At 65.3% G+C, this 26,194-nt stretch carries 31 protein-coding genes; 15 read left to right on the top strand and 16 right to left on the bottom strand.

The genetic code is table 11. From position 1 onward, the window contains the following. Positions 1-31 precede the first annotated feature (31 nt). The gene (locus LCM4577_RS26010; RefSeq protein ID WP_071074076.1) at positions 32-511 is read right to left on the bottom strand and encodes an SRPBCC family protein; all 480 of its coding nucleotides are present in this window, start codon (positions 509-511) and stop codon (positions 32-34) included. Beyond that, positions 508-861: a helix-turn-helix transcriptional regulator gene (locus tag LCM4577_RS26005; protein ID WP_071035436.1), complete on the bottom strand. Its 354-nt coding sequence runs from the start codon at positions 859-861 to the stop codon at positions 508-510. The genes LCM4577_RS26010 and LCM4577_RS26005 overlap by 4 nt, the downstream gene beginning before the upstream one ends. A 186-nt stretch (positions 862-1,047) precedes the next feature. Here LCM4577_RS26005 and LCM4577_RS26000 point away from each other — a divergent pair, with 186 nt between their 5' ends. Further along, positions 1,048-1,389, top strand: coding sequence for an ArsC family reductase (locus LCM4577_RS26000; RefSeq protein ID WP_071035881.1), 342 nt, complete (start codon positions 1,048-1,050; stop codon positions 1,387-1,389). A 211-nt stretch (positions 1,390-1,600) separates the two neighbouring features. On the opposite strand, the gene LCM4577_RS25995 is transcribed toward LCM4577_RS26000, so the two are convergent. From LCM4577_RS25995 to LCM4577_RS25985, 3 genes are all read right to left on the bottom strand, one after another. Beyond that, entirely contained in the window at positions 1,601-1,951 is a 351-nt protein-coding gene (locus LCM4577_RS25995; RefSeq protein WP_071035437.1) for a DUF488 domain-containing protein, read from the bottom strand. 16 nt (positions 1,952-1,967) lie between these two features. Next, positions 1,968-3,224: an aminopeptidase gene (locus tag LCM4577_RS25990; protein ID WP_071074075.1), complete on the bottom strand. Its 1,257-nt coding sequence runs from the start codon at positions 3,222-3,224 to the stop codon at positions 1,968-1,970. A gap of 132 nt (positions 3,225-3,356) precedes the next feature. After that, positions 3,357-4,271, bottom strand: a complete 915-nt coding sequence (locus LCM4577_RS25985; RefSeq protein WP_071074074.1) for a LysR substrate-binding domain-containing protein — start codon at positions 4,269-4,271, stop codon at positions 3,357-3,359. Between the two features lie 96 nt (positions 4,272-4,367). On the opposite strand from LCM4577_RS25985, the gene LCM4577_RS25980 reads away from it, so the two are divergent. The 3 genes from LCM4577_RS25980 to sbmA all read left to right on the top strand — a co-directional run bounded on the left by LCM4577_RS25980 (position 4,368) and on the right by sbmA (position 7,223). Beyond that, entirely contained in the window at positions 4,368-4,568 is a 201-nt protein-coding gene (locus LCM4577_RS25980) for a hypothetical protein (RefSeq protein WP_071035440.1), read from the top strand. A 139-nt stretch (positions 4,569-4,707) separates the two neighbouring features. Then, a complete protein-coding gene (locus LCM4577_RS25975) occupies positions 4,708-5,823 on the top strand; it encodes a YbfB/YjiJ family MFS transporter (RefSeq protein ID WP_071074073.1) in 1,116 nt (371 codons plus the stop codon). A 122-nt stretch (positions 5,824-5,945) separates the two neighbouring features. Continuing rightward, positions 5,946-7,223: a peptide antibiotic transporter SbmA gene (gene sbmA, locus LCM4577_RS25970; protein ID WP_071074072.1), complete on the top strand. Its 1,278-nt coding sequence runs from the start codon at positions 5,946-5,948 to the stop codon at positions 7,221-7,223. 60 nt (positions 7,224-7,283) lie between these two features. Here the strand turns inward: sbmA and LCM4577_RS25965 are convergent, their stop codons facing one another. Continuing rightward, positions 7,284-8,336: a polysaccharide deacetylase family protein gene (locus LCM4577_RS25965; RefSeq protein ID WP_116390171.1), complete on the bottom strand. Its 1,053-nt coding sequence runs from the start codon at positions 8,334-8,336 to the stop codon at positions 7,284-7,286. Between the two features lie 201 nt (positions 8,337-8,537). On the opposite strand from LCM4577_RS25965, the gene LCM4577_RS25960 reads away from it, so the two are divergent. Together LCM4577_RS25960 and der are read left to right on the top strand one after the other, a co-directional pair. Beyond that, positions 8,538-9,203, top strand: coding sequence for a tetratricopeptide repeat protein (locus LCM4577_RS25960; protein ID WP_040990976.1), 666 nt, complete (start codon positions 8,538-8,540; stop codon positions 9,201-9,203). Positions 9,204-9,209: 6 nt separating this feature from the next. Then, the gene (gene der / locus LCM4577_RS25955; RefSeq protein ID WP_071074070.1) at positions 9,210-10,637 is read left to right on the top strand and encodes a ribosome biogenesis GTPase Der; all 1,428 of its coding nucleotides are present in this window, start codon (positions 9,210-9,212) and stop codon (positions 10,635-10,637) included. A gap of 256 nt (positions 10,638-10,893) precedes the next feature. Here the strand turns inward: der and LCM4577_RS25950 are convergent, their stop codons facing one another. Beyond that, positions 10,894-11,814: a LysR substrate-binding domain-containing protein gene (locus LCM4577_RS25950; RefSeq protein WP_071074069.1), complete on the bottom strand. Its 921-nt coding sequence runs from the start codon at positions 11,812-11,814 to the stop codon at positions 10,894-10,896. A gap of 115 nt (positions 11,815-11,929) precedes the next feature. On the opposite strand from LCM4577_RS25950, the gene LCM4577_RS25945 reads away from it, so the two are divergent. The 7 genes from LCM4577_RS25945 to LCM4577_RS25915 all read left to right on the top strand — a co-directional run bounded on the left by LCM4577_RS25945 (position 11,930) and on the right by LCM4577_RS25915 (position 17,491). After that, positions 11,930-13,198: an MFS transporter gene (locus LCM4577_RS25945; RefSeq protein WP_071074068.1), complete on the top strand. Its 1,269-nt coding sequence runs from the start codon at positions 11,930-11,932 to the stop codon at positions 13,196-13,198. A gap of 173 nt (positions 13,199-13,371) precedes the next feature. Beyond that, entirely contained in the window at positions 13,372-14,553 is a 1,182-nt protein-coding gene (locus tag LCM4577_RS25940) for a cell wall hydrolase (RefSeq protein WP_071035446.1), read from the top strand. Between the two features lie 267 nt (positions 14,554-14,820). Then, entirely contained in the window at positions 14,821-15,213 is a 393-nt protein-coding gene (locus tag LCM4577_RS25935; protein WP_040990987.1) for an AtpZ/AtpI family protein, read from the top strand. A 66-nt stretch (positions 15,214-15,279) separates the two neighbouring features. Beyond that, on the top strand, positions 15,280-16,041 hold the full coding sequence (locus LCM4577_RS25930) for a F0F1 ATP synthase subunit A (RefSeq protein WP_071035448.1): 762 nt from the start codon (positions 15,280-15,282) through the stop codon (positions 16,039-16,041). 79 nt (positions 16,042-16,120) lie between these two features. After that, a complete protein-coding gene (locus LCM4577_RS25925) occupies positions 16,121-16,345 on the top strand; it encodes a F0F1 ATP synthase subunit C (RefSeq protein ID WP_027164582.1) in 225 nt (74 codons plus the stop codon). 61 nt (positions 16,346-16,406) lie between these two features. Next, positions 16,407-16,988 carry a F0F1 ATP synthase subunit B gene (locus LCM4577_RS25920; RefSeq protein WP_071035449.1) on the top strand — a complete coding sequence of 194 codons (582 nt, stop codon included), beginning with the start codon at positions 16,407-16,409 and terminating at the stop codon, positions 16,986-16,988. Positions 16,989-16,999: 11 nt separating this feature from the next. After that, positions 17,000-17,491 (top strand): F0F1 ATP synthase subunit B, encoded by a 492-nt coding sequence (locus tag LCM4577_RS25915; protein WP_040990995.1) that lies wholly within the window; start codon positions 17,000-17,002, stop codon positions 17,489-17,491. Positions 17,492-17,870: 379 nt separating this feature from the next. Here the strand turns inward: LCM4577_RS25915 and LCM4577_RS25910 are convergent, their stop codons facing one another. Both LCM4577_RS25910 and LCM4577_RS25905 read right to left on the bottom strand, forming a co-directional pair. After that, positions 17,871-18,566: a ribonuclease HII gene (locus LCM4577_RS25910; protein WP_041006071.1), complete on the bottom strand. Its 696-nt coding sequence runs from the start codon at positions 18,564-18,566 to the stop codon at positions 17,871-17,873. Between the two features lie 194 nt (positions 18,567-18,760). Further along, complete coding sequence (locus tag LCM4577_RS25905; protein WP_071074067.1) at positions 18,761-19,915, bottom strand: PA0069 family radical SAM protein; 1,155 nt, start codon at positions 19,913-19,915, stop codon at positions 18,761-18,763. A gap of 148 nt (positions 19,916-20,063) precedes the next feature. Between LCM4577_RS25905 and LCM4577_RS25900 the strand changes: the two genes are divergently transcribed. After that, entirely contained in the window at positions 20,064-20,567 is a 504-nt protein-coding gene (locus tag LCM4577_RS25900) for a glycosyltransferase (RefSeq protein WP_071035453.1), read from the top strand. 55 nt (positions 20,568-20,622) lie between these two features. On the opposite strand, the gene LCM4577_RS25895 is transcribed toward LCM4577_RS25900, so the two are convergent. From LCM4577_RS25895 to LCM4577_RS25865, 7 genes are all read right to left on the bottom strand, one after another. Then, entirely contained in the window at positions 20,623-21,048 is a 426-nt protein-coding gene (locus LCM4577_RS25895) for a GFA family protein (RefSeq protein ID WP_071074066.1), read from the bottom strand. 121 nt (positions 21,049-21,169) lie between these two features. Then, on the bottom strand, positions 21,170-21,727 hold the full coding sequence (moaB, locus tag LCM4577_RS25890; RefSeq protein ID WP_041006079.1) for a molybdenum cofactor biosynthesis protein B: 558 nt from the start codon (positions 21,725-21,727) through the stop codon (positions 21,170-21,172). Further along, complete coding sequence (locus tag LCM4577_RS25885; protein WP_041006081.1) at positions 21,714-22,610, bottom strand: 4-(cytidine 5'-diphospho)-2-C-methyl-D-erythritol kinase; 897 nt, start codon at positions 22,608-22,610, stop codon at positions 21,714-21,716. The genes moaB and LCM4577_RS25885 overlap by 14 nt, the downstream gene beginning before the upstream one ends. Positions 22,611-22,632: 22 nt before the next feature. Continuing rightward, entirely contained in the window at positions 22,633-22,818 is a 186-nt protein-coding gene (locus LCM4577_RS25880) for a membrane protein (RefSeq protein WP_027164591.1), read from the bottom strand. A gap of 82 nt (positions 22,819-22,900) precedes the next feature. Further along, a complete protein-coding gene (locus LCM4577_RS25875) occupies positions 22,901-23,758 on the bottom strand; it encodes a S49 family peptidase (RefSeq protein ID WP_041005036.1) in 858 nt (285 codons plus the stop codon). A gap of 138 nt (positions 23,759-23,896) precedes the next feature. Beyond that, positions 23,897-24,688, bottom strand: a complete 792-nt coding sequence (locus LCM4577_RS25870) for a tRNA1(Val) (adenine(37)-N6)-methyltransferase (RefSeq protein WP_071074065.1) — start codon at positions 24,686-24,688, stop codon at positions 23,897-23,899. Further along, positions 24,688-24,912 (bottom strand): DUF2007 domain-containing protein, encoded by a 225-nt coding sequence (locus tag LCM4577_RS25865; protein ID WP_040991013.1) that lies wholly within the window; start codon positions 24,910-24,912, stop codon positions 24,688-24,690. The genes LCM4577_RS25870 and LCM4577_RS25865 overlap by 1 nt, the downstream gene beginning before the upstream one ends. Before the next feature lie 175 nt (positions 24,913-25,087). Between LCM4577_RS25865 and LCM4577_RS25860 the strand changes: the two genes are divergently transcribed. Then, positions 25,088-26,101 (top strand): polyprenyl synthetase family protein, encoded by a 1,014-nt coding sequence (locus LCM4577_RS25860; RefSeq protein ID WP_040991398.1) that lies wholly within the window; start codon positions 25,088-25,090, stop codon positions 26,099-26,101. Positions 26,102-26,194: the final 93 nt, after the last annotated feature.

The following is a 26,194-nucleotide window of genomic DNA, read 5'->3' as shown; positions in this document are numbered from 1 at the left end:
CGGATGATACCCAAGCCGCCATGCCCGCTTCTCAGATCGTCTTCACATAGTCCGCCAACTGGTCGGCGACCGTGCCCCAGCCGTCGAAGAACCCCATCTCCTCATGGCTGTTGCGCGTCGCCTCGTCGCGGTGGATGGCGGTGGCGGTGTAGCGCGTGCCTTTGCCCTCGGGCGTCAGCGCGATGACAGCGGTGATGAAGGGCTCGCCGGACGGCCGGTAGCCCGGCAGCAGCGCGTCGGTCCACACCAGCCGCTCGTTCGGCACGATTTCCAGATAGCAGCAGTGACGGTCATTGACCTCCTTGCCGTCGGGCGATTGCATGCGCGTGCGGAACAGGCCTCCAGGCCTGAGGTCGATCTCGCAATCGGTGATGACCCACGGCTTCGGCGTGAACCACTGCTTGACATGCTCCGGCCGCGTCCAGGCGCGCCACAGCAACTCGCGCGGCGCGTCGAGGAAGCGCTCCAGCGTCAGGTCCAGTTTCGGGTTCGGCTTGAACGGATAGCTCACTTTTCACTCTCCTTGAGGTTCATCACATAGGTGTCGAACTGGTCGAGCCGGCGCTCCCACAGCGCGCGCTGTTCGGCGAGCCAGTTTTCCGCAAGCTTCAGCGGTTCGGGCGAAAGGCTGTAGGTTCTGACGCGCCCGGCCTTTTGCGACTGCACCAGCCCGCAACCTTCCAGCACCTTGAGGTGCTCGACGAAGGAGGGAAGCGCCATGCCGAAGGGCTCCGCCAGCTCGCTGACCGAAGCCGGGCTTCTGTTCAACCGCTCCACCACACGCCTGCGTGTCGGATCGGCCAGCGCGCGAAAAATGCCGTCGACGGGCAGTGGATTCTGGCTTGCTGTCTGCAGGCTCATGGCTGTTCCTTCCGAGACCGCCTGGCGGTCGGGCAATTGTTGCCCAAAAATATTTAGGAAAAAACCTTAGTATTGGCAAGGGCCAAAATCGCACCCGGCGCAAGGCGCTGGCAAAGCTTGTGGGGCCGGCCTAGGCTTCCACCGGATTCGAAACCCATCCGACAGAGGCCCCAATTGACCATCACCATGTTCGGCATCACCACCTGCGACACGATCAAGAAGGCGCGCGTCTGGCTGGAGAGCCATAACGTGCCCTATCGTTTTCACGACTACCGGGCAGAGGGGATCGAGGCCGGGAAGCTGAACGATTGGGTCGGCAAGGTCGGCTGGGAAAAGCTGCTCAACAAGGGCAGCACCACGTTTCGCGAGCTGCCGGAGGCGGACAAGGCTGGGCTGGATGAGAAGAAGGCAAAGAAGCTGATGCTCGCCAGGCCCACAATGATCAAGCGGCCGGTGCTGGAGGTGGGGGAGCGGATTTTGGTGGGCTTCAAGCCGGAGGTTTACGAGGAGGCGGTCGGCGGAAAGTAAGATTCGATCTTCATAAGCCGCGTTCCTTCGCGCCCCCCTCTGTCCTGCCGGACATCTCCCCCACAAGGGGGGAGATCAGCCCTCGCGCCGGCTTTCGCCAATGTCCGATGTTGCAGGATGGGCGCCAGCGCCAAAGCTGCCAATCTCCCCCCCAAGTGGGGGAGATGTCCGGCAGGACAGAGGGGGGCGCTGTCCCGCCGGCATCTCAACGTTACGTCCGCAAATACCCCGCCAGCGCCACCGCATTGTTGTGCGCTTCGTCATGCGCGCCGTAGAGCAGCGTCACCTTGCCTTCGCGCAACAGATCACGCAGCTGCGCCACCGCTTCGCCATTCGCGTCAAGCTCCGCCCGGTATCGCTTCTGGAACTCCGCCCAGCGCTCCGGCTCGTGCCCGAACCATTTGCGCAGCTCGTCGCTCGGCGCGATCTCCTTCAGCCACAGCGTCAATTCGGCGTCCTTCTTGCTGACGCCGCGCGGCCAGAGGCGATCGACCAGCACGCGCTGGCCGTCGGCTTTCGCCGGCGGCTCATAAATGCGCTTCACTGCTATGTCGAAGGCCATTCCGCCTCCTTGGCTGTTACGCCCACTCGCCCTTACGCATCACCGGCACGCGGCTGCCGTCCTTGGCCACGCCATCGATGTCGATCCCGTCCGAGCCGATCATCCAGTCGATGTGGATGAAGCTCTTATTGCCGCCGCGCTCGGCGATCTCGTCCTGGCTGAGCGAGGCGCCGTTGACGAAGCATTTCGAATAGCACTGCCCGAGCGCGATGTGGCAGGCGGCGTTCTCGTCGAACAGCGTGTTGAAGAACAGCAGCCCACTCTTCGAAATCGGCGAGGAATGCGGCACCAGCGCCACTTCGCCGAGACGCCGTGCGCCCTCGTCGGTGTCGAGCACCTTCTTCAGCACGTCCTCGCCCTTCGAAGCCTTGGCCTCGACGATCCGCCCGCCTTCGAAGCGCACCGAGATCTCATCGATCAGCGTGCCCTGATAGGAGAGCGGCTTGGTCGAAGAGACGTGGCCCTCGACACGTCTTGCGTGCGGCGTAGTGAAGACCTCCTCGGTCGGGATATTGGGGTTGCAGGTGATGCCGTTCTTCGCCGTCGAGGCGCCGCCCATCCATTCATGGCCATCCGCCAGCCCGACGGTCAGGTCGGTGCCCGGACCGGTGAAATGCAGCGCATGGAAATTGTGCTCGTTGAGCCACTTCGTGCGCTCGGCCAAGGCGGYGTTGTGCGCCTTCCAGTTGCTGATCGGGTCCTCGACATCGACGCGTGAGGCCGAGAAGATGGCGTCGGCGAGCTTCACCACCGCGACGTCGTCCGGGTCACCCGGAAACACCTGTTTGGCCCAGGCAAGGTCGGGATAGGCGACGATGTTCCAGTTGATGTCGAAGCCGGTGATCTTCTCCAGCGCCGGCTGGTAGGCCATCGAGTTCGCCTTGTTGGCGCGCGCCACCTTGGCCGGATCCTGTGACGAGAGCAGCGACGGGTCCTCGCCGCGCACCGCAAGCCGGGCGGCATTGTTCGAGAAGGCCTTCGCCATGCCTTCGTAGAGCCAGCCGGCGGCGCGGTCGAAGCCGGCATCGGCGCCATAGCGGAAGCGCGCCAGCGTGATCTCGTCGTCGTTGAAGATCGGCGTCACCAGCCCGGCGCCGGCCTTGTAGGCGTGCTCGACGATGCGGCGGGTCAGCGGCAGCGCCGCGATCGATGACGTCAGCACCAGGTCCTGCCCGGGCTGCAGCTGCAGCCCGACCTTGACGGCGACTTCCGCCAGCCTGTCGAGCTTCACCGGGTCGATGGTTGCCGAAACGCCGCGCGAATGTGTGGTCATGGTCCTGCCTGCCGTTTGTTGGAGTCCTGGTTCTTACATAGACCGCTGCGGTTGGCCTTTCCACCGCGATCGACTGAGCCTGATCCCGAAAAGTGTGTAGCGGTTTTCGGAAAAGATCATGCTCAAACGAACTTAGGCAGCGCTGTCGAGCGCCCGGAACTGCGCCATGGTCGTTTCGATCTCCTCGCGGATCCAGGCTTTGAAGTCGCGCACCTTGCGGCTTTCGCTCTTGGTCGCCGACGTCACCAGCCAGTAGCCCAGCCCACTCTGCGCGCGCACGCCGAACGGCGCGACCAGCCGCCCGTCGGCCAGCGCGTCGGCCGTCAGCAACTGCCAGGCAAGCATCACGCCATGACCGGCGATCGCCGATTCCAGGCAAAGCATCGGATCGGTGAAGCGCGCCCCCTTCTGGAAGGTGACCGGCTCGACGCCGGCCGCCTCGAACCAGCCGTCCCAGCTGAACATCGCCCGCTCGTCGGTGATGGCGCAGGTCTGCGCCAGATCGCCGATCGATTTCAGCCTGGCCGCGATCGAGGGCGCGCAGACCGGAAACACTTCCTGGGCAAGCAGAAGCTCGGCGCGGTCGCCCGGCCATTTGCCGTCGCCGAGCCGGATGGCGATATCGATGTCGGACCGATCGAGATCGGCGACCCTGGCCGAGGCGTCGATGCGCAAAAGCACGTTCGGATGCCGCGCGAAATGCCGCGACAGCCTGGGCAGCAGCCATTTCGAGGCGAAGGCCGGCGCCACCGAGACGACCAGCGTGCACTCGTTGGCCTCGTCGGCCAGCGCCACCGCTTGCGCGAGCTCGCGGAAGCCGGCGCTGAGCCGTGCCGTGAAGGCGGCGCCGAACTCGGTTGGCACGAGCCCGCCCGGCGTGCGTTCGAACAGCGCCTGTCCGAGCTGCTTCTCGGTGCGCTTGACCTGCTGGCTGACGGCGCTGACCGAGACGCTTAGCTCTGCCGCCGCTGCCGCCAGCGATCCCAGCCGGGCGACGGTTTCCACGGCGCGCAAGCCATTGAGGTGGACGCGATTGAGCATTGCCATTCAGTTTTTCTAAAGCGCATGGATCGAAATCTCAATTGAAACCCGACAGGAAAGGGCAGAATTTAACAAGAACAGCCTTGAGCCATGAGGTGGCCCATGAAGATTTTATCTTTGCTGAAAGGGCTTTCCGGCGCCGAGGCGAGGCCGCGCGATGACGGCGAGATCGCGCGCTGGGTCACCGATCCGCTGTCGCATCCGGTGCTCGACACCATGTCCGAGCGCGAGCTCGGCGACATGCCCTTCCGGCTGACGGCGCGCCGCACGGCTTATGAGACCGCGAGGCCGACCCGTCTCTGAGGCTACGCAGCTCAGGACGGGGTCGCGCTGGCCCAACGCAAACGCATTGTTTCGCCGCAGCGCACACTTATTGTGCGCCGCAATGAACGCCTCGCCATCTCTCCAGCGTCTTGCCCCACTGCGTCTYGCTCTCGCCGGCATGGTCGCGCTCGCCGTCGCCCAAGGCATCGGCCGCTTCGTTTACACGCCGATCCTGCCGGGCATGATGGAAGGGCTGCACTTGACGCCGGCCGATGCCGGCTGGATCGCTTCCGCCAATTATCTCGGCTACCTCATCGGCGCGTTTGCCGCGGCCGGCGACTGGGCACACGGGCGCGAGCGTCTGCTGATGTTCGCCGGCCTTGCGGCCACCGCCGTGCTCGCGGGCCTCATGGGGCTCAACGAGACGATGGCCGCATTCCTCCTCATCCGCTTCCTCGCCGGCCTCGCCAGCGCCTTCGTCATGGTGTTCATGGCCTCGATCGTCTTCAGCCATCTGGCGGAGGCCGGCCGCGGCGATTTGCAAGCGCTGCATTTCGGCGGCGTCGGCGTCGGCATCGCCGTCTCCTCCGCGCTGCTCGCGATCCTCGTCTCCGAACACGCGGATTGGGCCGCCGGCTGGCTATGGTCCGGAGCGCTTTCGGCGATCGGCCTCATCGTCGTCATGCTGCTCGCCGGCTCGACCACGCCGGCCAATGGCGTTGGTGGCCCCGAGCCGGCGTTGCCGAAGGACAGGTCGCTGGCGAAAATGATCGTTGCCTACGGGCTGTTCGGCTTCGGCTATGTGGTGACGGCCACCTTCCTGGTCGCCATCGTGCGCCAGGGCGGCGGCGGGCGGGTCTTCGAGGCCATCGTCTGGATGGTCGCCGGCCTTGCCGGATTTCCCTCGACCTGGTTCTGGCAGAAGCTTGCCGGCCGTATCGGGCTCTACGCCGCTTACGCGGCGACCTGCCTGATCGAGGTGGTCGGCGTCACCGCCAGCGTCGCCGTCAAGGGCGCCGCCGGACCGCTGATTGCCGGCGTCCTGCTCGGCGGCACCTTCATCGCCATCACGGCACTGGGCATACAGATAGGCAGGCAGCTCGCGCCGCGGGCGCCGCGCCGCATCTTCGCGGTGATGACGGCCGCCTTCGGGCTCGGCCAGATCGTCGGCCCGATCGCCGCCGGCCTGCTCGCCCAGTCCTCGGGCAATTATACGCTGGCCTCGATCATGGCGGCGGCCGCGCTGCTCGCCTCCGGCGTCATTGCCTGGTCGGCCGCGCCAAAATCGCCATGATTTGCGGCCTTGTTCGGTGCCGGGCATCGGGCAGGGCATTTTCTTTCCCCCTAATGTGTGACCTTATGCCCGCCGAACAGCAACGCCGCTGATTTGCGGTCAGACCGAGGAAACCCGCCACAGTGTTCGTATCCTTCTTCCCGCAGCCGAAGCTCTTCTTCACCTCGGCCGCCGTCTGGAGCCTCGCCGCTATCCTGTTCTGGTTCTTCGGCGGCGAGCAGTTGGGCGCCGTCTTCGGCCTGCCGCCGGCAGCGGCCGGCACGCCGCCCATCATCGGCATCGCGGTGCTGTGGTCGAAGCCGTTCCTGTGGTTCTACCTCTACTTCGCGGCCTGCGTGGTGATCTTCTACGCCTTCTGGAGCTGGTACGCCCCGCACCCGTGGCAGAACTGGTCGATCCTGATGACCGCCGTCATCCTGTTCTTCATCTACTTCAACGTTCAGGTCTCGGTTGCGGTCAACAATTGGTATGGCCCGTTCTTCGACTACGTTCAGGGCCTGATGTCGGGAACGACTCCCTCGACCAACACGGAATTCTACAAGGGGTTGGCCGATTTCTCCTGGCTGGCGCTGGTCGGCATGAACGTGCAGGTGGTCAATGCCTTCATCGTCAGCCACTGGATCTTCCGCTGGCGCACCGCGATGAACGATTACTTCATGGCCAATTGGGGCCGGCTGCGCCACATCGAGGGCGCCTCGCAGCGTATCCAGGAAGACACGATGCGTTTCTCGCAGATCATGGAGGATTTGGGCTCGACCTTCGTTCAGTCGATCATGACCCTGATCGCCTTTCTGCCGGTCCTGATTCAGCTGCAGGCTCACATCACTGAATTGCCGATCATCGGCGCCGTTCCGCAACCGCTGGTCGTTGCCGCTTTGGGCTGGTRTCTGTTCGGAACGATTTCCGTCATGGTGGCGGGTCTCAAGCTGCCGGGCCTGCAGTTCCGCAACCAGCGTGTCGAGGCAGCCTATCGCAAGGAACTCGTCTACGGCGAAGATCATCCCGACCGGGCTCAGCCGGCAACGACGACACAATTGTTCACCAATGTCCGCCGCAATTATTTCAAGCTCTATTTCCACTACATCTATTTCAACGTTGTCCGTTACACCTACCTGCAGGCGGACAACATCTTCTCGCTGCTGATCCTCGGGCCTTCGCTGGTCGCGCACAAGATCACGTTCGGCGCGCTGAACCAGATCTCGAACGCGTTCGGCAAGGTGACGAATTCGCTGCAGTTCCTGTTGAATTCGTGGTCGACGATCGTCGAACTGCAGTCGGTGCATAAACGTTTGCGTGCCTTCGAGGCGACGCTGCAAGGCGAACAACTGCCGGCTATCGATCAGCATTATCTGGAACGCGAGCGGGCTGGCATGCGCCCCGAAGATCAGCCGGTAAGTTGAAGCCTGTTGCCCGAATGTGGGAACCGGTTTCGGGATCAAGACGTGCGTAAGATCAAGAACCTAAAGCGCATGGAGCGACTCTGAAAGATCGCGACGCGCTTTGGGGCGCGGCTCAGCCGCCTGCGCACGTCCGGCGCGCTGCCGCGCGACATAATCGCGAAAACTGATGCACTCGACATCGGCTTTCACGCAGACCTCGTCGGCGAACCGCTCCAGCGCGTCCCAATAGGCACCGTTGTTCATCAGCGTGAAGTGGAAGCCGAGCTCCAGCGGCAGGCGCTTGCCGTTGTACTCAGCCTCGAAGGCGGCGTGGAAGGCCTGATAGGCGCGCTCGGTGAATTCGCCCGCCATCGCCGGTTGCTCGGCGCCGTCTGAATGGCGGACATAGAGATTGTAGTCCATGGCGACCACCGGCTTCGCCTTCGGCCCCTCCGGAATGAGCGGCAGGGCGAAGCGGACTATGCCGTTCCGGGTCGGGGGCAACTCCGGGCCGTTCGAAACGCCGCTCGCGTCATATTGGAAGCCCGCCTCGGGCAGCGCTTCGTAAAGCGCCTTGCCGGTCGAAAGGTATGGCGCGCGGAAACCGGTCACGGCATGGCGGGCAAAATCGCGCCAGCCGGCCGGTTCCGGGATGCCGTTGATCGCATAGGCGTTTTCGAAGATGCGCCGCGCGGACGCGAATTCGGCAAGCCAGTCCGCCTTGCTCCAGTCCTTGCCGTCGAAATGGCCGCAGGCATGGCTGCCGATGTCGTGGCCTTCGGCCGCCGCCAGCCGGATCTGCTCGAGCCGGTCCGCGACATCCTGTTTCGAGGCGCCGAAGCCGACATTGGATTTGCCGGCGGCCTTGCCGGGGCCGGCATAGTCCTGCCGCGTCTCCGGCGAGAGCAGGAAGACGCAGGACAGGAAATAGGTGAAATGCGCGCCCGTGCGCTTTGCCAGCGCCCGGCTCCGCTGCCATTGCGAGATCTCGCGGGCGGCGTCGAAAGAGATCAGCACGACCTGCTTGGGTTTGGCCGGCGAGGCGGCTAGCGATCTCGGCGGATCGGCGAAGGCCGCATTGGCTGAGGCGAGCGAGGCGAGACTGAATGCAAGGACGCGGTACGAACGAAGCATTGGCAACCTTTGGGAGGATCTATCCTGCCGATCCGAAGCCGGCTATCGCTCAATTGTGGCACCGGTACGATCCGGGAAGGCTTTGAGGCAGCGGGGACTGCGCGCCGATTTTCCAGCCCGCCCCCTTCCATGCCGACAAAATTTCGCTAAAACGCGGGGCTCAAGAAGCGCCCCCTTCCGGGGCAGCAATGGTTTTGATTGATGTCGGACGACAGTTTTATCCGCGAAGTCAACGAAGAGATTCGTCGCGAGCAGGCGCAGGCGCTGTGGGATCGTTTTGGTCCGGCCATTCTCGGCCTCGCCATCCTGATCGTGCTGGGAACGGCGGCCGTCGTCGGCTATCGCTATTGGGACGAGAGCCGCGCCAACCGTTCAGGCGATGCCTTCTCGCAGGCCCTCAAGCTCGCCAATGACGGCAAGAACGACGAAGCGATCGCCGCGCTCGACCAACTGGAGAAGGACGGCTACGGCGCTTATCCGCTGCTCGCACGCATGCGCGCCGCGACGGTCAAGGCCGACAAGGGCGACGTCGACGGCGCGGTCAAGGATTTCGACGAGGTCGCCGCCGACAACGCCATTCCCGCCGGCATCCGCGACATCGCGCGGCTGAGGGCAGCGCTGCTGCTCGTCGACCACGGCTCTTACGCCGATGTCTCCAGCCGCATCGAGGCACTGACCGCCGACACCAATCCGCTGCGCCATTCGGCGCGCGAGGCGCTCGGCCTTGCCGCCTGGAAGGACGGCAAGTCGGCCGACGCGCTCAAACTGTTCGACCAGATCTCCTCGGACGACGCCGCCCCGCGCAATGTGCGCCAGCGGGCGCAGCTGATGTCCGAGCTGATCCGCGGGTCGGGCAACGCGTCGTGATCTTGGATGTCGTTCAAAGTCGCCATCATCGGCCGGCCTAACGTCGGCAAATCGACTCTTTTCAATCGGCTGGTCGGAAAGAAGCTGGCGCTTGTCGACGACACGCCGGGCGTGACGCGCGACCGCCGCGTGCATGCCGCAAAACTCTACGATCTCCATTTCGACGTCATCGACACCGCCGGCTTCGAGGACGCGGCCGCCTCGACACTGCCCGGCCGCATGCGCCAGCAGACCGAGATCGCCATCCGCGAGGCCGACCTCATCTTCTTCACGGTCGACGCCAAATCCGGCCTGATGCCCGACGACCGCACCTTCGCCGAGGTGGTGCGCAAATCCGGCAAGCCGGTGGTGCTGGTCGCCAACAAGGCCGAGGCGCGCGGCGCTCAAGGGGGRCTGCTGGAAGCCTGGGAGCTCGGCCTCGGCGAGCCGATCCCCGTCTCGGCCGAGCACGGCCAGGGCATGCCCGACCTGCGCGACGCGGTGGTCGAAGCCTTGGGCGAAGAGCGCGCGCTCGGCGAGGATGAAGACGACAGCGATGAGATCGYCGCCAGCGAGGTGCTGATCGGCGAGGACATCGCCGACCCGGACGTCGAGCCCGCCTATGACGACACCAAGCCGCTGCGCATCGCCGTCGTCGGCCGCCCCAACGCCGGCAAGTCGACGCTGATCAACGCGCTGATCGGCGAGGAGCGGCTGCTCACCGGCCCGGAAGCGGGCATCACGCGCGATTCGATCTCGGTCGACTGGGACTGGCGCGGCCGCCGCATCAAGCTCTTCGACACCGCCGGCATGCGGCGCAAGTCGAAGGTGCAGGAGAAGCTCGAGAAGCTCTCGGTGCAGGACGGCCTGCGCGCCATCCGCTTCGCGGAGATCGTCATCATCGTGCTCGACGCCACCATTCCCTTCGAGAAGCAGGACCTGCAGATCGCCGACCTCATCATCCGCGAGGGCAGGGCGCCGGTGATCGCCTTCAACAAATGGGACCTGATCGACAACCCGCAGGAATTGCTGGCCGAGCTGCGCGAGAAGACCGGGCGGCTCTTGCCGCAGGTGCGCGGCATCCAGGCGGTGACGGTCTCGGCCGAGACCGGGCGCGGCCTCGACAAGCTGATGGAAAGCGTCATCAAGGCGCACAGGGTGTGGAACAGCCGCGTCTCCACCGGCAAGCTCAACCGCTGGCTGGAAGGCATCCTGGCGCATCACCCGCCGCCCGCCGTTGCCGGCCGCCGGCTGAAGATCAAATACGTTACACAAGCCAAGACCCGGCCGCCGGGCTTCGTCGKCTCCTGCTCGCGCCCGGACGCGATGCCGCAATCCTATGTCCGCTACCTGACCAACAGCCTGCGCGAAGCCTTCGACATGCCCGGCGTACCGATCCGCATGGCGCTGCGCACGTCGGACAATCCGTTTGCGGGTCGGGCGAAGAAGCGGTGACCGTTATCTCTGTCGCGGGGTAAAACTCTCGCAACGCTGGCGGGACAGCACCCCCCTCTGCCCTGCCGGGCATCTCCCCCGCAAGGGGGGAGATCAGCGCCCCACTGACGGCGCTCGTCCTGCAACGTCGGCAATTGGCGAAAGCGGTCGCGACATCCAATCTCCCCCCTTGCGGGGGAGATGTCCGGCAGGACAGAGGGGGGTGTGACGGAACGCGACGCTGGCTCCCTTGCTCCCGCCCTGCTTGTCAGAAAGCCTAAGCGACCTCTCGCAGCCCATCGCCGGTCCGCGCCCCCTCCGGCAGCGTCTCCAGCGCCGCCTGCAAGAGAATCTCCGCCAGCCGCGCCGCCACCGGGTCGAGCTCGGCGTCCTTCTGGTGCAGGTGCAGCGCCATCATCGGCAACGCCGGCAGCCCGAGCACGCCCGGCGCGATCGCCCTGACATTGGCCGGCAGGCCGATATCGGTGCGGATCGTGAGACCCAGTCCCGCCGCCACCGCCGCCCAGATGCCGCCGAGGCTGGGGCTTGAGAAAGCCATGCGCCAGGGCATGCCTGCGCGGTCAAGCGTTTCCGTCGCGACAGTACGCAACAGGCAGGGCGCCTCGAACACCACCAGCGGCAGCGGCTCGCCATTGGGCCGACCTGCCTCGATCGGCTTGGCCGGGCCGATCCAGTGCGCCGGCACGTCGGCGACATGCCGGCTGTAGGGCAGGCTCGTGCCGTCATGCCAGGCGAGCGCGATATCGAGATTGCCTGACAGGACGCGCTCGGCCAGGTCATGGCTGCGTCCGATTCGCGCTTCGATGCGGACCTTGGGATGGGCGCGGGCGAAGCGGCCGAGCACGTCCGGCAGCACGGCCTCGCCGAAATCCTCCTGCAGGCCGAGCCGCACCCAGCCTTCCAGCTCGACGTCGCGGATGGCGGAGGCAGCCTCGTCGTTGAGCTCGATCAGCCGCCGCGCATAGCTAAGCATCGTCTCGCCGGCTTCAGTCAATGCCAGGCCGCGCCCCGCCTTGCGGAAGATCGGCGTATCCGCCTGCTCTTCGAGCTTCTTCAATTGCGCGCTGACGGCGGACGTCGAGCGCCCGAGCCGTTCGGCCGCCTTGGCGAAGCTGCCCAGTTCCATGCCGGTGACGAAGGTTCTGAGGACATCGAGATCGAACGTGACGCGGCGCATGAGATTGTCCTGATTTTCAGGATTATCGCTCAAAAACTTCCTGATTTTATGGATTAAGCTATGGCGCTACATCCTGCCCGTCAAGCCGCCAGCCGGCCGTCACGGGAACGGAACCATGTCCGCTATCGTCACACGAAACGACTGTCAGTCGCCTGATGCGCGTGCCGGCGCCCGCCACGCCTTCGGCCCCAATCATCGCTGGAAGGTGCTGGGCATCGGCGTCGCCGCCAATGCCGGCTTCTCCGCCACCTTCTCCGGCATTCCGGCGACCGCTGTGGCGATGCGCCAGGGCTACCACCTCGACAACGCCTCGCTCGGTTTGGCGCTCGGGCTGCTCGGCCTCGGCGTGGCGCTGAGCGAATTGCCCTGGGGCGTGCTCACCGACCGCTGGGGCGACCGCCGCGTGCTCCTGACAGGGCTTGGCGCCACTGCGGCCTGGCTATTCATCATGGCAATGCTCGTCGTACCGACGAAAACAGCCGTTCCCGGCGTCGCGCTGCTCTCGGCAAGCCTGCTCGTCGCCGGCCTGCTCGGCGGCAGCGTCAACGGCTCCAGCGGCCGCGCCATCATGGGCTGGTTCGGCGAGGGCGAGCGCGGCTTTGCCATGAGCATCAGGCAGACGGCGGTGCCGCTCGGCGGCGGACTGGGCGCGCTTGTCCTGCCTTCCCTGGCGCTGGCCCTGGGCTTCGCCGCGGTCTTCGGCCTGCTTGCCGCCGTCTCCGCGCTCGCGGCCTGGTTCGCCTGGCGTTGGCTGCACGAACCGCCGGCGGGAAGCGGCGGTCACGCCGCCACCGCCGCAAGCGGCCCGGCGCCGCTACGCAACATCGAGGTGTGGCGCATCTCGACGGCAATAGGCCTGCTCTGCTTCCCGCAGGTCGCGGTGCTGACCTTCGCCTCGGTCTTCCTGCACGACTTCGCCGGCATGGGCACCTTTGTGACCAGCGCCAGCCTCGCCGCCGTGCAGACCGGCGCCATGGTGATGCGCGTCTGGAGCGGGCGCTTCACCGACCGCCACGGCAACCGCCGCCCATTCCTGAAGCTCTGCAGCGCGTTGAGCGCATTTGCCTTCCTGGTGTTGTGGCTGCTGGTGATCGGCGCCGCCGGCGCGCCATTACTCTTGCCGCTGCTTCCGCTGATGGTCGTGGTCGCCGGCATATCCGTCTCGGCCTGGCACGGCGTCGCCTATACCGAGCTTGCCACGCTTGCCGGCGCCGGCCATGTCGGCACCGCGCTCAGCCTCGCCAACAGTTTCGTGTTCATCGGCTTTTGCCTGGTGCCAATCGCCATCCCGTGGATTTTGGTGGCCTTCGCATGGCCGGGCGTGTGGCTCGCGGCCGCAGTCTGCGCGGCGCTCGCCTGGCCGATCTTCCTGCGCCAGGCCTGATCCAGCCAAAGCCGATGCACCCGCCCAGGACCTGATTCTTCATCGGCCCGCCGTGAAAATTGCAAGCCGGCTTTCCTCAAACATGAAAAGAACATGATCGATGTCGTTAACCCGGCATCAAGGTTAATGCTTCATTTTGGCTCTCCGGGGTCAGTAGCGTTCTGGAGAGTTCCGTGCATCGACGCGTTTCAATGCGGCTTGCCGCCGCCGCCGTTGCGAAAAAGCGTTCCTTCCTACCTCCTTTGGTGCTCGGGCTCGGCATTTGGATCGGCTTTCCGTCGGTCGTCGCCTATCAGGATATGGCAAGCCTTATCTCCGGCCTGGAATCGTCCAACATCCGCTGGAACGCCTATATCGAGAAATCCGCCGCCGGCTCGGTGCATGCCGCCGAAATGCCTTTCGTCGATTCCACTGCCACGGGCTCGATCTCCGGCTCCGGCGTGAATCTGCCGGGCGTCGGCACCGTCGCTTTCCGCGGCAAGGGCAACGCCGCCGGCGCGACGCCCGATGAGGACCGCGTCGTGCGCGCCGACAAGAAGGGCCGCCTCGTCCAGGTCTCGCCGGTCGCACCGCCCAAGAATTTCAGCGCCGGCTCGATTTTCGAGCGCACCTCCTCGCTGCTGCGTCCCGCGATGGACAGCGGCCTGAAGCTCACCTTCGCCAAGCCCGGCATCAAGGGCAAGGAAGTCCAGATCGCCCAGGCCTTCCATCTGCGCGAGGACAAGAGGCCGGATCCGGATCTGCCGGCCGCCCTTGTCGCGCTCGTCAACAACGACAAGCCGGACATCCTCGCCACCGCCTATGCCCAGTCCGCGCCCGACTATGCCAAGGCCTCGCCCTTCGAGGCGCTGCTGCAGGACGATCCGAACGACGGCCGCTTCATTCCGCCGATGGGCAAGGGCGACCACGCCTGGCTGCAGAATCCTTTGCCGGCGAGCGTCTTTTCCAAGCCCGAGCAGGCCTGCCTGGCCAAGGGCATCTATTTCGAGGCACGCAGCGAGCCGGTGCGTGGTCAGGCGGCGGTCGCGCAGGTGATTCTCAACCGCGTCCGCAACCCGGCTTATCCGAAGACGATCTGCGGCGTCGTCTACCAAAACGACAGCTGGTTCAACCGCTGCCAGTTTTCCTTCGCCTGTGACGGCAGGAAGAAGAGCATCACCGACCAGGCTTCCTACAAGACTGCCCAGGAGGTCGCCATGGCGGTGACCGCCGGCAAGATCTTCATTCCCGAGGTCGGCTCGTCGACGCATTACTACGCCAATTACGTTCACCCGGGCTGGGCGCGCGCCATGCAGCGCATGACCAGGATCGGGCTGCATATCTTCTATCGCACCTATGGCGGCGGCTGGAGCTGAGCCGTTTAAACGACGCCTCCGCCTGTCCGTCTGCCGGCAGCCTGCGTGCCCCGGCGGACGCGCCTTGCCGCGCGGATTCGCACCGAGTCCTCACGCGGCCGTGAAGGGCACGATGTCGCACCTTGGTAACTAGTTGATTTAACAGCGAAAAATACATCGCTTCGAAGTTCGGCCCGTGGCTTGACGGGGGCTGACCCTCTAACTATGTTGCCGGCGACTTTAGAAGCGGACGGACGGCAATCGTCTGCCCGGGCAGGGGGGGTTGCGATGGCCGACAAAACCGGGCCAGACGGAACCGGAGAAACCGGCCGCGGCAGGCAGCCAGAAGCCACCATCCGCGACGACGAACTTGAGCGCCGCCGGCGCGATCTCGAAGCATCGCTTGCGACGAGACGCACGGACCGGCTCGAGGGGAAAGACGAAGCGAAAGCTGCGACCGGTTACGGTCAGGCGCTGAAACTGTCCAGCGAGTTCATCGCCGGAGTGGTGGTCGGTGTCGGCTTGGGCTGGATCATCGACCGCCTGGCGGGAACAGCGCCTTGGGGTCTGATCGTCGGCCTGTTGCTGGGCTTTGGCGCAGGTATACTCAACGTCCTGCGCTCGGCGGGACTGGCATCCGAATTCGGCCAGGGCGGCAAGCCGCGCGAGCCGAAAGAATGAAGCGGGGCGCCGCAAGGCGCTGAAGTGAACYTAAGAAGCCGGTTGTGGCTTTGACGGGGATTTAAAGTGGCTGCTGCTGACAAGGTCGATCCGATCCACCAGTTCCAGATCCATCCGATCATCCCGCTGCATATCGGCGGCTACGACGTCTCGTTCACCAATTCCTCCCTGTTCATGGTTGTGACGATCGTCCTGGCCTCGGCCTTCCTCTATATGAGCACCGCCAGCCGCGCGCTCATTCCGGGCCGGCTGCAGTCGATCTCCGAGATGGCCTATGAGTTCGTCGGCAACATGCTGCGCGATGCCGCCGGCAAGCAGGGCATGCAGTTCTTCCCGCTGGTGTTCTCGCTGTTCATGTTCGTGCTGGTCGCCAATTTGATCGGCCTGTTCCCCTACTTCTTCACCGTCACCAGCCACATCATCGTCACCTTCACCCTGGCGATCATGGTCATCGGCACCGTCATCGTCTACGGCTTCGCCAAGCACGGCTTCGGCTTCCTCAAGCTGTTCGTGCCGCATGGCGTGCCAGGTTATCTCCTGCCGCTGGTGGTGGCGATCGAAGTCATCTCCTTCGTTTCGCGCCCGGTCAGCCTCTCGGTTCGTCTTTTCGCCAACATGCTGGCGGGCCACATCACGCTGAAAGTGTTCTCGGGCTTCGTCGTTAGCCTCAGCGCGCTGGGCGCCGTCGGCATCGCCGGCTCGGTCCTGCCGCTGGCCATGGCGGTCGCGCTCTCCGCGCTCGAACTGCTGGTCGCCTTCCTGCAGGCCTATGTCTTCGCGGTGCTGACCTGCATGTATCTGAACGACGCGCTGCACCCGAGCCACTGATCGATTTTCACCGGCGCCCCGGCGCCAGCATACCCAACGTACCAACTGCAACGAACAAGCAAACCACAGGAGTTTTGAAATGGACGCAACTGCAGCAGCTGCTATCGGCGCTGGTATCGCCTGCATCGGCATGGGCGGCGCGGGCATCGGCCTCGGCAACATCTTCGGCAGCTACCTCTCGGGCGCGCTCCGCAACCCGTCGGCCGCTGATGGCCAGTTCGGCCGCCTGATCTTCGGCTTCGCCGTGACCGAAGCTCTGGGCATCTTCTCGCTCCTGATCGCTCTGCTCCTGGTCTTCAAGTAAGATTGAGAGCTGACGAAAGGGGCCGCATGGTGCGGCCCCGTTCCATGGACAGGGGAATGAGATGTTCGTGACATCTGCCTATGCGCAAGAAACAGCGCCGGCCGCGGCCGAGGGCGATACGCATGCGGGCACTGCCGTGCCCGCCGCGGAGCATGAAGCGTTCCCGCCGTTCGATGCCAAGACCTTCCCGTCGCAGATCCTGTGGCTGGTCATCACCTTCGGGCTGTTCTACCTGTTCCTGAAGCGCGTTGTGATGCCGCGTCTCGGCGGCATCATCGATGTCCGCAACGACCGCATCACCCAGGACCTCGACCATGCCGCAAGGCTGAAGGGCGAGGCGGATGCCGCCGTTGCCGCCTATGAGCAGGAACTGGCGGAGGCCAAGGCCAACGCCAACAAGATCGGCCAGCAGGCAAGCGACGCCGCCAAGGCGCAAGCCGAGGGCACGCGCAAGAAGCTTGAGGCCGAGCTCGAGAAGAAGCTTGGCGAGGCCGAGGCGAGCATCGCCTCGATCAAGGCCAAGGCGATGAAGGAAGTCGGCACGATCGCCGAGGACACCACATCGGCCATCGTCGAGGCGCTTGTCGGCGGTAAGGCCGACAAGTCCGAGATCGCGGCCGCGGTCAAATCTGCGAGCCGGTGAGGAGCGGGATCATGGACGCCACATCACTCGCCACGCTCTGGGCCACAATCGCCCTGCTCATCTTCCTTGGCGCCGTCATCTATCTGAAGGTGCCGGGCATGCTCGCCAAGTCGCTCGACGCCCGCGCGGCCAAGATCAGCGCCGAGCTCGAGGAAGCGCGCAAGCTTCGTGAGGAAGCCCAGCAACTGCTCGGCCAGTATCAGCAGAAGCGCAAGGAAGCCGAGAAGGAGGCCGCCGACATCGTCGCCGCCGCCAAGCGCGAGGCTGAACTGCTCGCTTCCGAGGCGGCCAAGAAGACCGAGGACTATGTCGCCCGGCGCACCGCGCTTGCCGAGCAGAAGATCAGCCAGGCCGAGCGCGAGGCCGTCAGCGAAGTGCGCGCCTCGGCCGTCGACATCGCCGTCGAAGCCGCCCGCGCGCTGCTCGCCGCCAAGGTCGATGCCAAGGCCGGTGCGGATCTGTTCAAGTCGGCGCTCAATGACGTGAAGGCCAAGCTGAACTGAACTTGCGTCGAAGTTTCGAAGTCAAAAGCCGCCCGGGTAACCCGGCGGCTTTTTTGTTTGGTAAGGAAGCGGGCGTCGAAGCTGCCAATCTCCCCCTTGTGAAGGAGATGCCCGGCAGGGCAGAGGGGGCGCGAAGGATCGCGGCGCCGCAGGATCAAGGTTCCTCGCCCCACGAATGTGGGGAGAGGTGGCTCGGCGAAGCCAAGACGGAGAGGGGAGCGCCCTACGAAGCCCCTCTCCGTCCGCTTCGCGGCCACCTCTCCCCGCCTTTGGCGGGGAGAGGAACCCAAGCACCGTTAAATCGGCGGACAGCGCCTCCCTCTGTCCTGCCGGACATCTCCCCCACGAGGGGAAGATCAGCCGTCACCGGCGCCGTCGCTTATTCCAACCCGGCCAAACCCTCTTCCTCGACCACCTCAGCGCCACCCAGCCGGAAAGGCGCGAACGACGCCCGATGCAGCCGTGCCACCGGCCCATGCATCTCGATCGCGGTGCGGTGCCGGACCGTCGCATAGCCCATATGCACCTCGAAGCCGTAATGCTCGTGATGTCCGCCGCAGCCGCACATCATGCGGTCGCGCATCACCTTGGCGACGATCGAGGCGGCGGCGATCGACTGCGAGCGCTGGTCGCCCTTGATCAGCGCCCGGCCTTCGCAGGCGAGACCAGGAGGAACGTCGCGGCCGTCGGCCAAGGCGAGCTTCGGCTGCAGCGAGAGACCCGCGGCGGCTCGGCGCATCGCTTCGAGGCTTGCCTTCAGGATGTTGCTGTTGTCGATGCCTTCGGCGCTGATCGAGGCCATCGAGACGCTGAGCGCAGTGCCGAGAATCTTGAGGAACAGCGCCTCTCGCTGCAAATGGGTGAGGCGTTTGGAATCGTCGAGGCCTTCCGGGATGTTGGCGGGATTGAGCACCACCGCGGCGGCCACCACCGGACCGGCGAGCGGACCGCGGCCTGCCTCATCCATGCCGGCGACCGGCCACAGCCCGTCGGCCATCGCCTTCGTCTCGATCGAGAAGTCGGGCTTCTCGACCATTTCAAAGAGAAGCGGAGAATCGGAACGCGCGCGAGCCATGGTGCGGCGAGGTTCGCATCGGCTCCGATTCTCCGCAAGTCCTTCCGGGTCGGATGGGGCGTCGGACCGGGAAGGCACCGTCTCACGGCCGGGGGACAAGGGCCGGACGGAATTTCGAACAAGTGACAATTCCAGACGGAAAATCGCTGTGTCTGGAAGTGCTTGGCACCGGCCCGTCATGGCCGGCACCCAAGTCAAAGCAGCATCAGTTGCTCGCCGGCGCCGGAGCCTGCGACGAAGTGGTCGGTGCGAAGCTGCCGTCGCTCGATATTGAGGCCCAGCCGCTTGGCGGCGATCTCGAAGCGTCGGCCGATCTGCCAGGCATAGGGGCCGGCGCCCTTCATGCGCTTGCCCCATTCCGAATCGTAATCCTTGCCGTCGCGCATCGAACGGATCAGCGACATCACATGGCGATAGCGGTCCGGATAATGCCGCAACAGCCAGTCCTTGAAGATCGGCGCCACTTCGAGCGGCAGGCGCAGGATGACGTAGCCGGCCTCCCTGGCGCCCGCGGCTCTGGCCGAATCGAGGATGCGTTCCATCTCCGGATCATTGAGACCCGGGATGATCGGCGCCACCATCACGGATGCCGGAATGCCGGCATCCGAAAGCTGCCTGATCGCCTCCAGCCGCTTCGTCGGCGTCGACGCGCGCGGCTCCATGGTGCGGGCCAGCATGCGGTCCATCGTCGTCACCGACAGCGCCACTTTTGCAAGGCCGCGCTCGGCCATGCGCGACAGGATGTCGATGTCGCGCGTCACCAGTGCAGACTTCGTCACGATGCCGACCGGATGGCCGCGCGCCTCCAGCACTTCCAGGATCTCGCGCATGATCCGGTATTGTTTCTCGATCGGCTGGTAGGGATCGGTGTTGGTGCCGATGGCGATCGTGCGCGGCAGATAGCCCGGCTTCGACAATTCCCGGTCCAGCATGCGCGCCGCGTCCGGCTTGGCGAACAGCTTCGATTCGAAATCGAGCCCCGGCGACAGGCCCATGAAGGCATGCGTCGGCCGGGCGAAGCAATAGACGCAGCCATGCTCGCAGCCGCGATAGGGGTTGATCGAACGGTCGAAGGAAATGTCGGGCGACTCGTTGCGCGTGATGATCGTGCGCGGCTTTTCGACCTGCACTTCCGTCTTGAACGGCGGCAGTTCCTCCAGCGAGTTCCAGCCGTCGTCGAACACATGTCGGCTGACCGGCTCGAACCGGCCGGACGGGTTGATGCCGGCCGAACGGCCGCGATTGCGATCGGGCCGCACGCGCATGCCGCTCTGCTCGATCATCGCATTTGCCATCTCGGCTCGTCCTGCTCCGAAAGCAGCAATATCGGCGCGTACGATCTGTTCCATTTTCGCCCTCTCCCAAGGACTGTCGGCAGGCTGTCGAATCGCTCTGTTCATGAAACTATTCCTATTTTACCGATGAGAACAAAGCAAGAACTTTTTCGCTTGGAGCGCCCAACTGGCGCTTCGCCGCGCTTTCCGCTATTCGGCTGATATGCTCAGCGTTCTCATCGAAACCTTGAACGACGAGGAGGGTCTTGCCCGCACGCTCGCCTCGCTGGTCGGCGGCGCGGTCGAAGGCGTGGTGCGCGACGTGATCGTCTGCGATCAAGGCTCGACCGACCAGACGCATCGGGTGGCGGAGCATGCCGGCTGTCATTATGTGACCGGCGGGATCGCCGTGGGCATCGGCCAGGCCAAAGGCGATTGGCTGCTGCTTCTGGAACCCGGCGCCCGGCTCGCCGAAGGCTGGATCGACGAGGTCGTGGCGCACACGGCGAAGCAGACTATGCCGGCGCGCTTTTCACGCGCCCGCGCCGATCGGGCGCCATTCCTGGCCCGCGTCTTTTCGGGCAACCGGGCGCTGGCCGAAGGCCTTGTTATAAGCAAGCGCCAGGCATCGGCCTTGGCAAAGAGCGCGCGCAGCGCTGAAGCCCTGGCGCGCGGCCTGGCGACCAGGCGGTTGAACGCCGAAATCTGGGTGGCGCCGCCGAAGTAAGGCCGGCTCTCCCTTCTCCCACAAGGGGAGAAGGAAGAAGCGCAACCCAGCCCAGTCAGATCCCCTCGATCTCAACCGGCATCCAGGCACTGCGGCGCCTGGCCAGGCGCTGCTCGCGCGTCTCGGTGTCGAACCAGACGGCGACCGGCTCGCGCGAGAACGACGCGCGATCGTCGAGCGCGTTGACGATGACGACCGCCGTGGCGTCGTCGCCCTGACCGGCGATTGCCGCGACATAGACGCCGCAGTCGCGGCAGACGAGATAGTCGGCGGTGCGCAGGCCGAAGCGGTAGACCTGGAAGCGATCCCTGTCCGCGACCGAGATAACCAGCCTGCCGTTCGGGTCGGCGGCCGCGCGCGAGCCATGGCGTGTGCAGAAGGAGCACTGGCAGGCGCGAATTTCCAGCGCGGCCGGATCGAGCGCTGTGGAGAAGATCAGACGGATGTTGCCGCAATGGCAGCCGCCGCTGTGAACGGTCATGGCAAGGTTCCTTGTTCGCGGCGCAAGGTACTTTGCTGGTGCCGGCTTCGAAATGGCTGCTCGCAGGCCATAGCGCCATTTCGCCTGCGAACCGGATGCCGGCCGCTCGCTTTGCCTGCGGTTAGGAGGCGGGCTTGCCGCCGCGCCGGAGATGCTCGTCCAGCCGCGGCATGATCTCGACGAAATTGCAGGGCATGTGGCGGTAGTCGAGCTGCGCCTTGATGATGCCGTCCCAGGCATCCTTGCAGGCGCCGGGCGAGCCCGGCAGCACGAAGACGAAGGTGGCGTTGACGACCCCGCCTGTCGCCCGGCTCTGGATCGTCGAGGTGCCGATCTTGTCGTAGGAGATGCGGTGGAAGACTTCCGAAAAGCCGTCCATGCGTTTCTCGAAGATCGGCTCCAGCGCCTCCGGTGTCACATCGCGGCCGGTGAAGCCTGTGCCGCCGGTGGTGATGACGACATCGATGTTTTCGTCCTTCGACCAGCCGAGCACCTTGTCGCGGATCTTGTCGCGGTCGTCGGTGACGATGTCGCGCGCGGCAAGCGTATGGCCGGCTTGCGTGATGCGGTCGGCCAGCGTCTGGCCGGACTTGTCGTCGGCAAGGCTGCGCGTATCGGAGACCGTCAGCACCGCGATGCGCACCGGGATGAAGGGCCGGTTTTCGTCAAGCTTCGCCATCGCTCACCTCCATGCTGCGCGTCGCCGCGACGAACCAGTCGGGGTGGCGGGCGCGGATCGCGATCGCCGCGCGCTTGGCGACATTGCCGGTCTCGAACAGGCCGAAACACGTGGCGCCCGAGCCGGACATGCGCGCGAATGCGGCGTCGGCGCGCTTGAGCGCCTTGAGCGCCTCGCCGATCGCAGGTTCGATCGAGCGGGCGGCGCCTTCGAGGTCGTTGCGCGTCGCCGTCAGCCAGTTGCGGACGGCGTGGAAGTCGAGGCGCTTCGGCAGCGGCGGCAGCGCCTCGTTGTCGCGGCTGGACAGCGCCTTGAACACCTCCGGCGTGGAGACGGCGATACCCGGATTGACCAGGACGAGGCCGAGCGCCGGAAATGCGGTGAGCGGCGACACCTCATCGCCGATGCCGCGCGCGACCAACGGCTGCGACTTCAGGCACATCGGCAGATCGGCGCCGAGCGAAAGCCCGATCCGGGCCAGCGAACGATCGTCGATATCGAGCTTCCAGAGCCGTGCCAGGCCATTGAGCGCGGCCGCCGCGTCGCTTGAACCGCCGCCGACACCTGAGGCGATCGGCAGGTTCTTCTCCAGCCGGATGGCGACGGGCGGCGCATGTTGCGCGCCGGCTTCCAGGCGCAAGGCATCGCGGGCCCTGACCACCAGATTGCCGTCGTCGAGCGGCAGGCCGGCGGCGTAGCGGCCGGACACCGAGAAGTCGTCCTGCTCAGCCGGCTCGATCTCGAGCCGGTCGCCGAAGCGGGTGAAGACGGCAAGGCTGTCGATGAGGTGGTAACCGTCGTCGCGCCGTCCGGTAATATGCAGCGCCAGGTTGACCTTGGCCGGCGCAAGCCACGTCCGGACCTCTGTGCCGGGCTCAAGAATGTCGGCTGCTGGCGAGATGGGATCAGTCCTTGGCCAGACGGTATTCGCCGGTCTTCGGATCCTTGACCAGCGTCCCCATCGTGCCGTTCGCCGCCTGTTTCTCGGTGCGCCGGATCTTGGCCGTCACGCGTTCGGCCTCGCGCACGAACGCGCGGTAGCCGAAGTAAGCGGCGGCGCCGACGACGGCGAAGAAAATGATCTGCGGCATCTCAAACTCCTCCCGCGTTCTCGCGGCAAGGCCGGCCGAATGGGTCGGTCAAGCGGTTATGCTAGACGCAATCATGGCTTTTTCAAAGCCCGAACCGCGCCCACAATGCGCGCTCTTCCGCCGCATCGAGCACGCCGTTTGCAGCRGCAGCGGCGATATCGGGCGCCGAGAAGCGTGAGCCGAACAGGCCGAAACGGCCAAACAGACCGCGTGGCGCGGTGATAAGCTTGAGCTGCGTCTTGTCGCCGAAACGGGTCTTGAGCACGCTGCGCATATCGCCCAGCGCATCGACGAGGCCGAGCTCGAGACCGCGCTTGGCGGTCCAGAACAGGCCGGTGAACAGGTCCGGATCGTCCTTGAGCTTCGACCCGCGCCGCTCCTTGACCAGGTCGATGAAGGTCTCGTGCACTTCGAGCTGCAGCGCCTTCAGCCGTTCGACGTCTTCCTTCTTCTCCGGCTTGAACGGGTCGAGCACGGCCTTGTTCTGGCCGGCGGTGTGGACGCGCCGCTCGACGCCGATCTTCTTCATCAGCTCCGGGAAGCCGAAAGAAGCGGAGACAACGCCGATCGAGCCGACGATCGATGACGGATCGGCGAAGATCTCGTCGCCGGCGACCGCGATCATGTAGCCGCCGGAAGCCGCCACGTCCTCGACGAACACCAGCACCTTCTTGTTTTTCTCGGCTGCGAGATCGCGGATACGCTTGAAGATCAGTCGCGACTGCACCGGCGAGCCGCCCGGCGAATTGATCGAGATCGCGACCGCCGGCGCATCGAAGCCGAACGCCTTTTCGATGACACCGGCCGTCGAGGCGAGCGACAGGCTCGGCCGGAACTGGCCGCCGCCGGCCATGATGGCGCCTTGCAGCCGGATGACCGGAATGGTGACGACTGTCGAGCGCCAGGATTTCGGCAGCAGGCGGTTGAAGAGGCGTTTCACGAACGGGTGTCTCCGATGGAATGCAAAGAAGCAAGATGAGATCGGTTACGTCGGTAATGTCTCTCAGGCGCGACGTCATCTTGCTCTGGCATGTAGGAATTCGCCGCCTAACGGCAATGCCGCATCGCGCGCCTGGGATCAATCGCCGAACAGCGACGCCAGGCCGTTATTGATCATTTCCGCCCGCTCCGCCGGCGCGTTGCCGGACGGCCCGTGCAGGATGAGCGGCGGGCGGATCGACAGTTTTCCGCGCGCCCCGAGCGCCGCCCTGACGACGATGCGGATCGCCGCCGCGTCCGGACGAGGATGAACGCAAAGCATCTCGGCATCGCCGAAACGTCCCTCGATTGCATCGAGGATGGCGACCAATTGCTCGGGCCGGGYGATGATGGCCAATCCGCCGCGCGGCTTCGTCACGGCCGCCGCGCTCCTGATCCAGCGCTCGAACAGCCCGTCCTCGCCCACATGCGCTTGCCTGCGCAGCGCGTCGGGCGTCGAGCGGTCCTCAGCCGCGTTGAACGGCGGGTTCATGATGACGAAGTCGAAGGAATTGTCGGCAAGCCCGGCGTCCGCTCGCGCCCGGCCGGTCAGCGTCACGTCGGCCGTCAGCACCGAGGCGCGGTCGCCGAGATGCGCGTTGCCCGGATGCGAAAGCGTGGCGGCGGCGAACCCCGCCATTTCGGTCGAGCGCTCGACCAGCACGGCCCGCGCCGCCGGACAGCGCGACAGCACGGCAAGGGCGGCAGCACCCGCGCCAGCGCCGAAATCGGCGAGCCGGCCGGAAAAGCCGGACGGCACGGCGGCCGCCAGCATCATGGCGTCCATGCCGGCGCGATGACCGCCCCGGCTCGGCTGCACCAGCCAGAAGCGCCCGCGATGGAAGGCATCGACCGTGTGCGCCGGCGTATCTGGGGTGGTTGTCGCTGCCATTATTTCTGGCGGATCTCGTTTTCGATGCCGGCATCCTTGAGGATGCGGCGCGCCACGTCGGCCTTGTCGGCGTCGACCATGACACGCTTTTGCAAAAGGCCGATCGACCCTTCGAGCACGCTCATATTCTGGTCGGCGACGAAACAGGCGATGCCGGCGTCGCGCATCAGCGATTCGACGAAGGAGATGACGACGGCGTCATTGGTGCGGACAAGCTCGATCATGGAACGAAAATCGCAGGTTGCGGCGTTCGTGTAAACGTGGGAGCGACCCGCGCGCCAACAGCCGCGCCAATTCGCCTCTTGCCGTGCCCGGTTGTACCGACCTAGAGTCGGAACGGGATTAAGGGTGCCGTCGTGCGCGTTAAGTCGCGCGCGTTAATAGACGGGAGTTGTCGTGGTGGGTGTCGTTCTCAACATCGAAGGCAAGCGGGAACCCGCTTCCATCAAGGATTTGATCGATCTGACGGCCGCCGACATGGGGCGTGTCAACGAGCTGATCCTGTCCAAGGCCGGCTCCGACGTCGAGATGATCCCGGAGATCGCCAACCACCTGATCTCCTCGGGCGGCAAGCGGCTGAGGCCCATGCTGACGCTGGCCGCCGCGCAGATGTTCGGTTATTCCGGCGAAGGCCATGTCAAGCTCGCCACAGCCGTCGAGTTCATGCACACCGCGACGCTGCTCCATGACGACGTGGTCGACGAGAGCGCGCTGCGCCGCGGCAAGAAGACGGCGCGCATGATCTGGGGCAACCAGGCGAGCGTGCTCGTCGGCGATTTCCTGCTCGGCCAGGCCTTCCGCATGATGGTCGAGGTCGGCTCGCTGGAGGCCCTCGACATCCTGTCGAGTGCCGCTTCCATCATCGCCGAGGGCGAGGTGATGCAGCTTGCCGCGGCCAAGAACCTCGACACCACCGAGGACGAGCATTTCGCCGTCATCAAGGCCAAGACCGCGGCGCTGTTCTCGGCCGCGGCCGAAGTGGGGCCGGTGATCGCGCTCGCCTCGCGCACCGACCGCGCGGCATTGCGCTCCTACGGCATGAATCTCGGCCTTGCCTTCCAGCTCATCGACGACGCGTTGGACTATGGCGGATCGAGCAAGGATCTCGGCAAGAATGTCGGCGACGATTTCCGCGAGGGCAAGGTGACGCTGCCGGTGATCCTCGCCTACCGGCGCGGCACCAAGGCCGAGCGCAGCTTCTGGAAGCGCGCCATCGAGGAAAACGTCACCGACGATGCCGGGCTGGAAAAGGCGATCGGCCTGATGGCCCGCCATGGCGCTATCGCCGACACGATCGGCCGCGCCCGCCATTTCGGCGAGATCGCCCGCGACGCGCTGGCGCCGCTGGAGGCGACGCCGCAGAAGTCGGCTTTGATCGACGTTATCGATTTCTGCATCAGCCGGGTGAACTGAGCCTGCTGGTCTCTCTGCGCTTGCCTGGCATCCTCCGGGCAGGGCGCCTGTGAATCCCGTGCCGGCCGTCTCGACAAAGGGCGGCCCGGCAAA

The organism is Mesorhizobium sp. LCM 4577 (assembly GCF_001854795.2).
GTDB lineage: Bacteria > Pseudomonadota > Alphaproteobacteria > Rhizobiales > Rhizobiaceae > Mesorhizobium > Mesorhizobium plurifarium.
Note: the sequence above shows the minus strand (reverse complement) of the source record. Positions and strands in the feature narration are given on the sequence as shown.

Excerpts from the sequence above, each read along its gene's own strand:
- LCM4577_RS26005 (WP_071035436.1), bottom strand. The coding sequence starts at position 861 with ATGAGCCTGCAGACAGCAAGCCAGAATCCACTGCCCGTCGACGGCATT.
- LCM4577_RS25880 (WP_027164591.1), bottom strand. The coding sequence starts at position 22,818 with ATGCCGCAGATCATTTTCTTCGCCGTCGTCGGCGCCGCCGCTTACTTC.
- LCM4577_RS25895 (WP_071074066.1), bottom strand. The coding sequence starts at position 21,048 with ATGACCGTTCACAGCGGCGGCTGCCATTGCGGCAACATCCGTCTGATC.
- LCM4577_RS25945 (WP_071074068.1), top strand. The coding sequence starts at position 11,930 with ATGTCCGCTATCGTCACACGAAACGACTGTCAGTCGCCTGATGCGCGT.
- LCM4577_RS26000 (WP_071035881.1), top strand. The coding sequence starts at position 1,048 with ATGTTCGGCATCACCACCTGCGACACGATCAAGAAGGCGCGCGTCTGG.
- LCM4577_RS25910 (WP_041006071.1), bottom strand. The coding sequence starts at position 18,566 with ATGGCTCGCGCGCGTTCCGATTCTCCGCTTCTCTTTGAAATGGTCGAG.
- LCM4577_RS25905 (WP_071074067.1), bottom strand. The coding sequence starts at position 19,915 with ATGGAACAGATCGTACGCGCCGATATTGCTGCTTTCGGAGCAGGACGA.
- LCM4577_RS25975 (WP_071074073.1), top strand. The coding sequence starts at position 4,708 with ATGGTCGCGCTCGCCGTCGCCCAAGGCATCGGCCGCTTCGTTTACACG.
- LCM4577_RS25915 (WP_040990995.1), top strand. The coding sequence starts at position 17,000 with ATGGACGCCACATCACTCGCCACGCTCTGGGCCACAATCGCCCTGCTC.
- LCM4577_RS25965 (WP_116390171.1), bottom strand. The coding sequence starts at position 8,336 with ATGCTTCGTTCGTACCGCGTCCTTGCATTCAGTCTCGCCTCGCTCGCC.
- LCM4577_RS25950 (WP_071074069.1), bottom strand. The coding sequence starts at position 11,814 with ATGCGCCGCGTCACGTTCGATCTCGATGTCCTCAGAACCTTCGTCACC.
- LCM4577_RS25865 (WP_040991013.1), bottom strand. The coding sequence starts at position 24,912 with ATGATCGAGCTTGTCCGCACCAATGACGCCGTCGTCATCTCCTTCGTC.
- LCM4577_RS25995 (WP_071035437.1), bottom strand. The coding sequence starts at position 1,951 with ATGGCCTTCGACATAGCAGTGAAGCGCATTTATGAGCCGCCGGCGAAA.
- LCM4577_RS25925 (WP_027164582.1), top strand. The coding sequence starts at position 16,121 with ATGGACGCAACTGCAGCAGCTGCTATCGGCGCTGGTATCGCCTGCATC.
- LCM4577_RS25900 (WP_071035453.1), top strand. The coding sequence starts at position 20,064 with ATGCTCAGCGTTCTCATCGAAACCTTGAACGACGAGGAGGGTCTTGCC.
- LCM4577_RS25985 (WP_071074074.1), bottom strand. The coding sequence starts at position 4,271 with ATGGCAATGCTCAATCGCGTCCACCTCAATGGCTTGCGCGCCGTGGAA.
- moaB (WP_041006079.1), bottom strand. The coding sequence starts at position 21,727 with ATGGCGAAGCTTGACGAAAACCGGCCCTTCATCCCGGTGCGCATCGCG.
- LCM4577_RS25920 (WP_071035449.1), top strand. The coding sequence starts at position 16,407 with ATGTTCGTGACATCTGCCTATGCGCAAGAAACAGCGCCGGCCGCGGCC.
- LCM4577_RS25960 (WP_040990976.1), top strand. The coding sequence starts at position 8,538 with ATGTCGGACGACAGTTTTATCCGCGAAGTCAACGAAGAGATTCGTCGC.
- LCM4577_RS25980 (WP_071035440.1), top strand. The coding sequence starts at position 4,368 with ATGAAGATTTTATCTTTGCTGAAAGGGCTTTCCGGCGCCGAGGCGAGG.
- LCM4577_RS25935 (WP_040990987.1), top strand. The coding sequence starts at position 14,821 with ATGGCCGACAAAACCGGGCCAGACGGAACCGGAGAAACCGGCCGCGGC.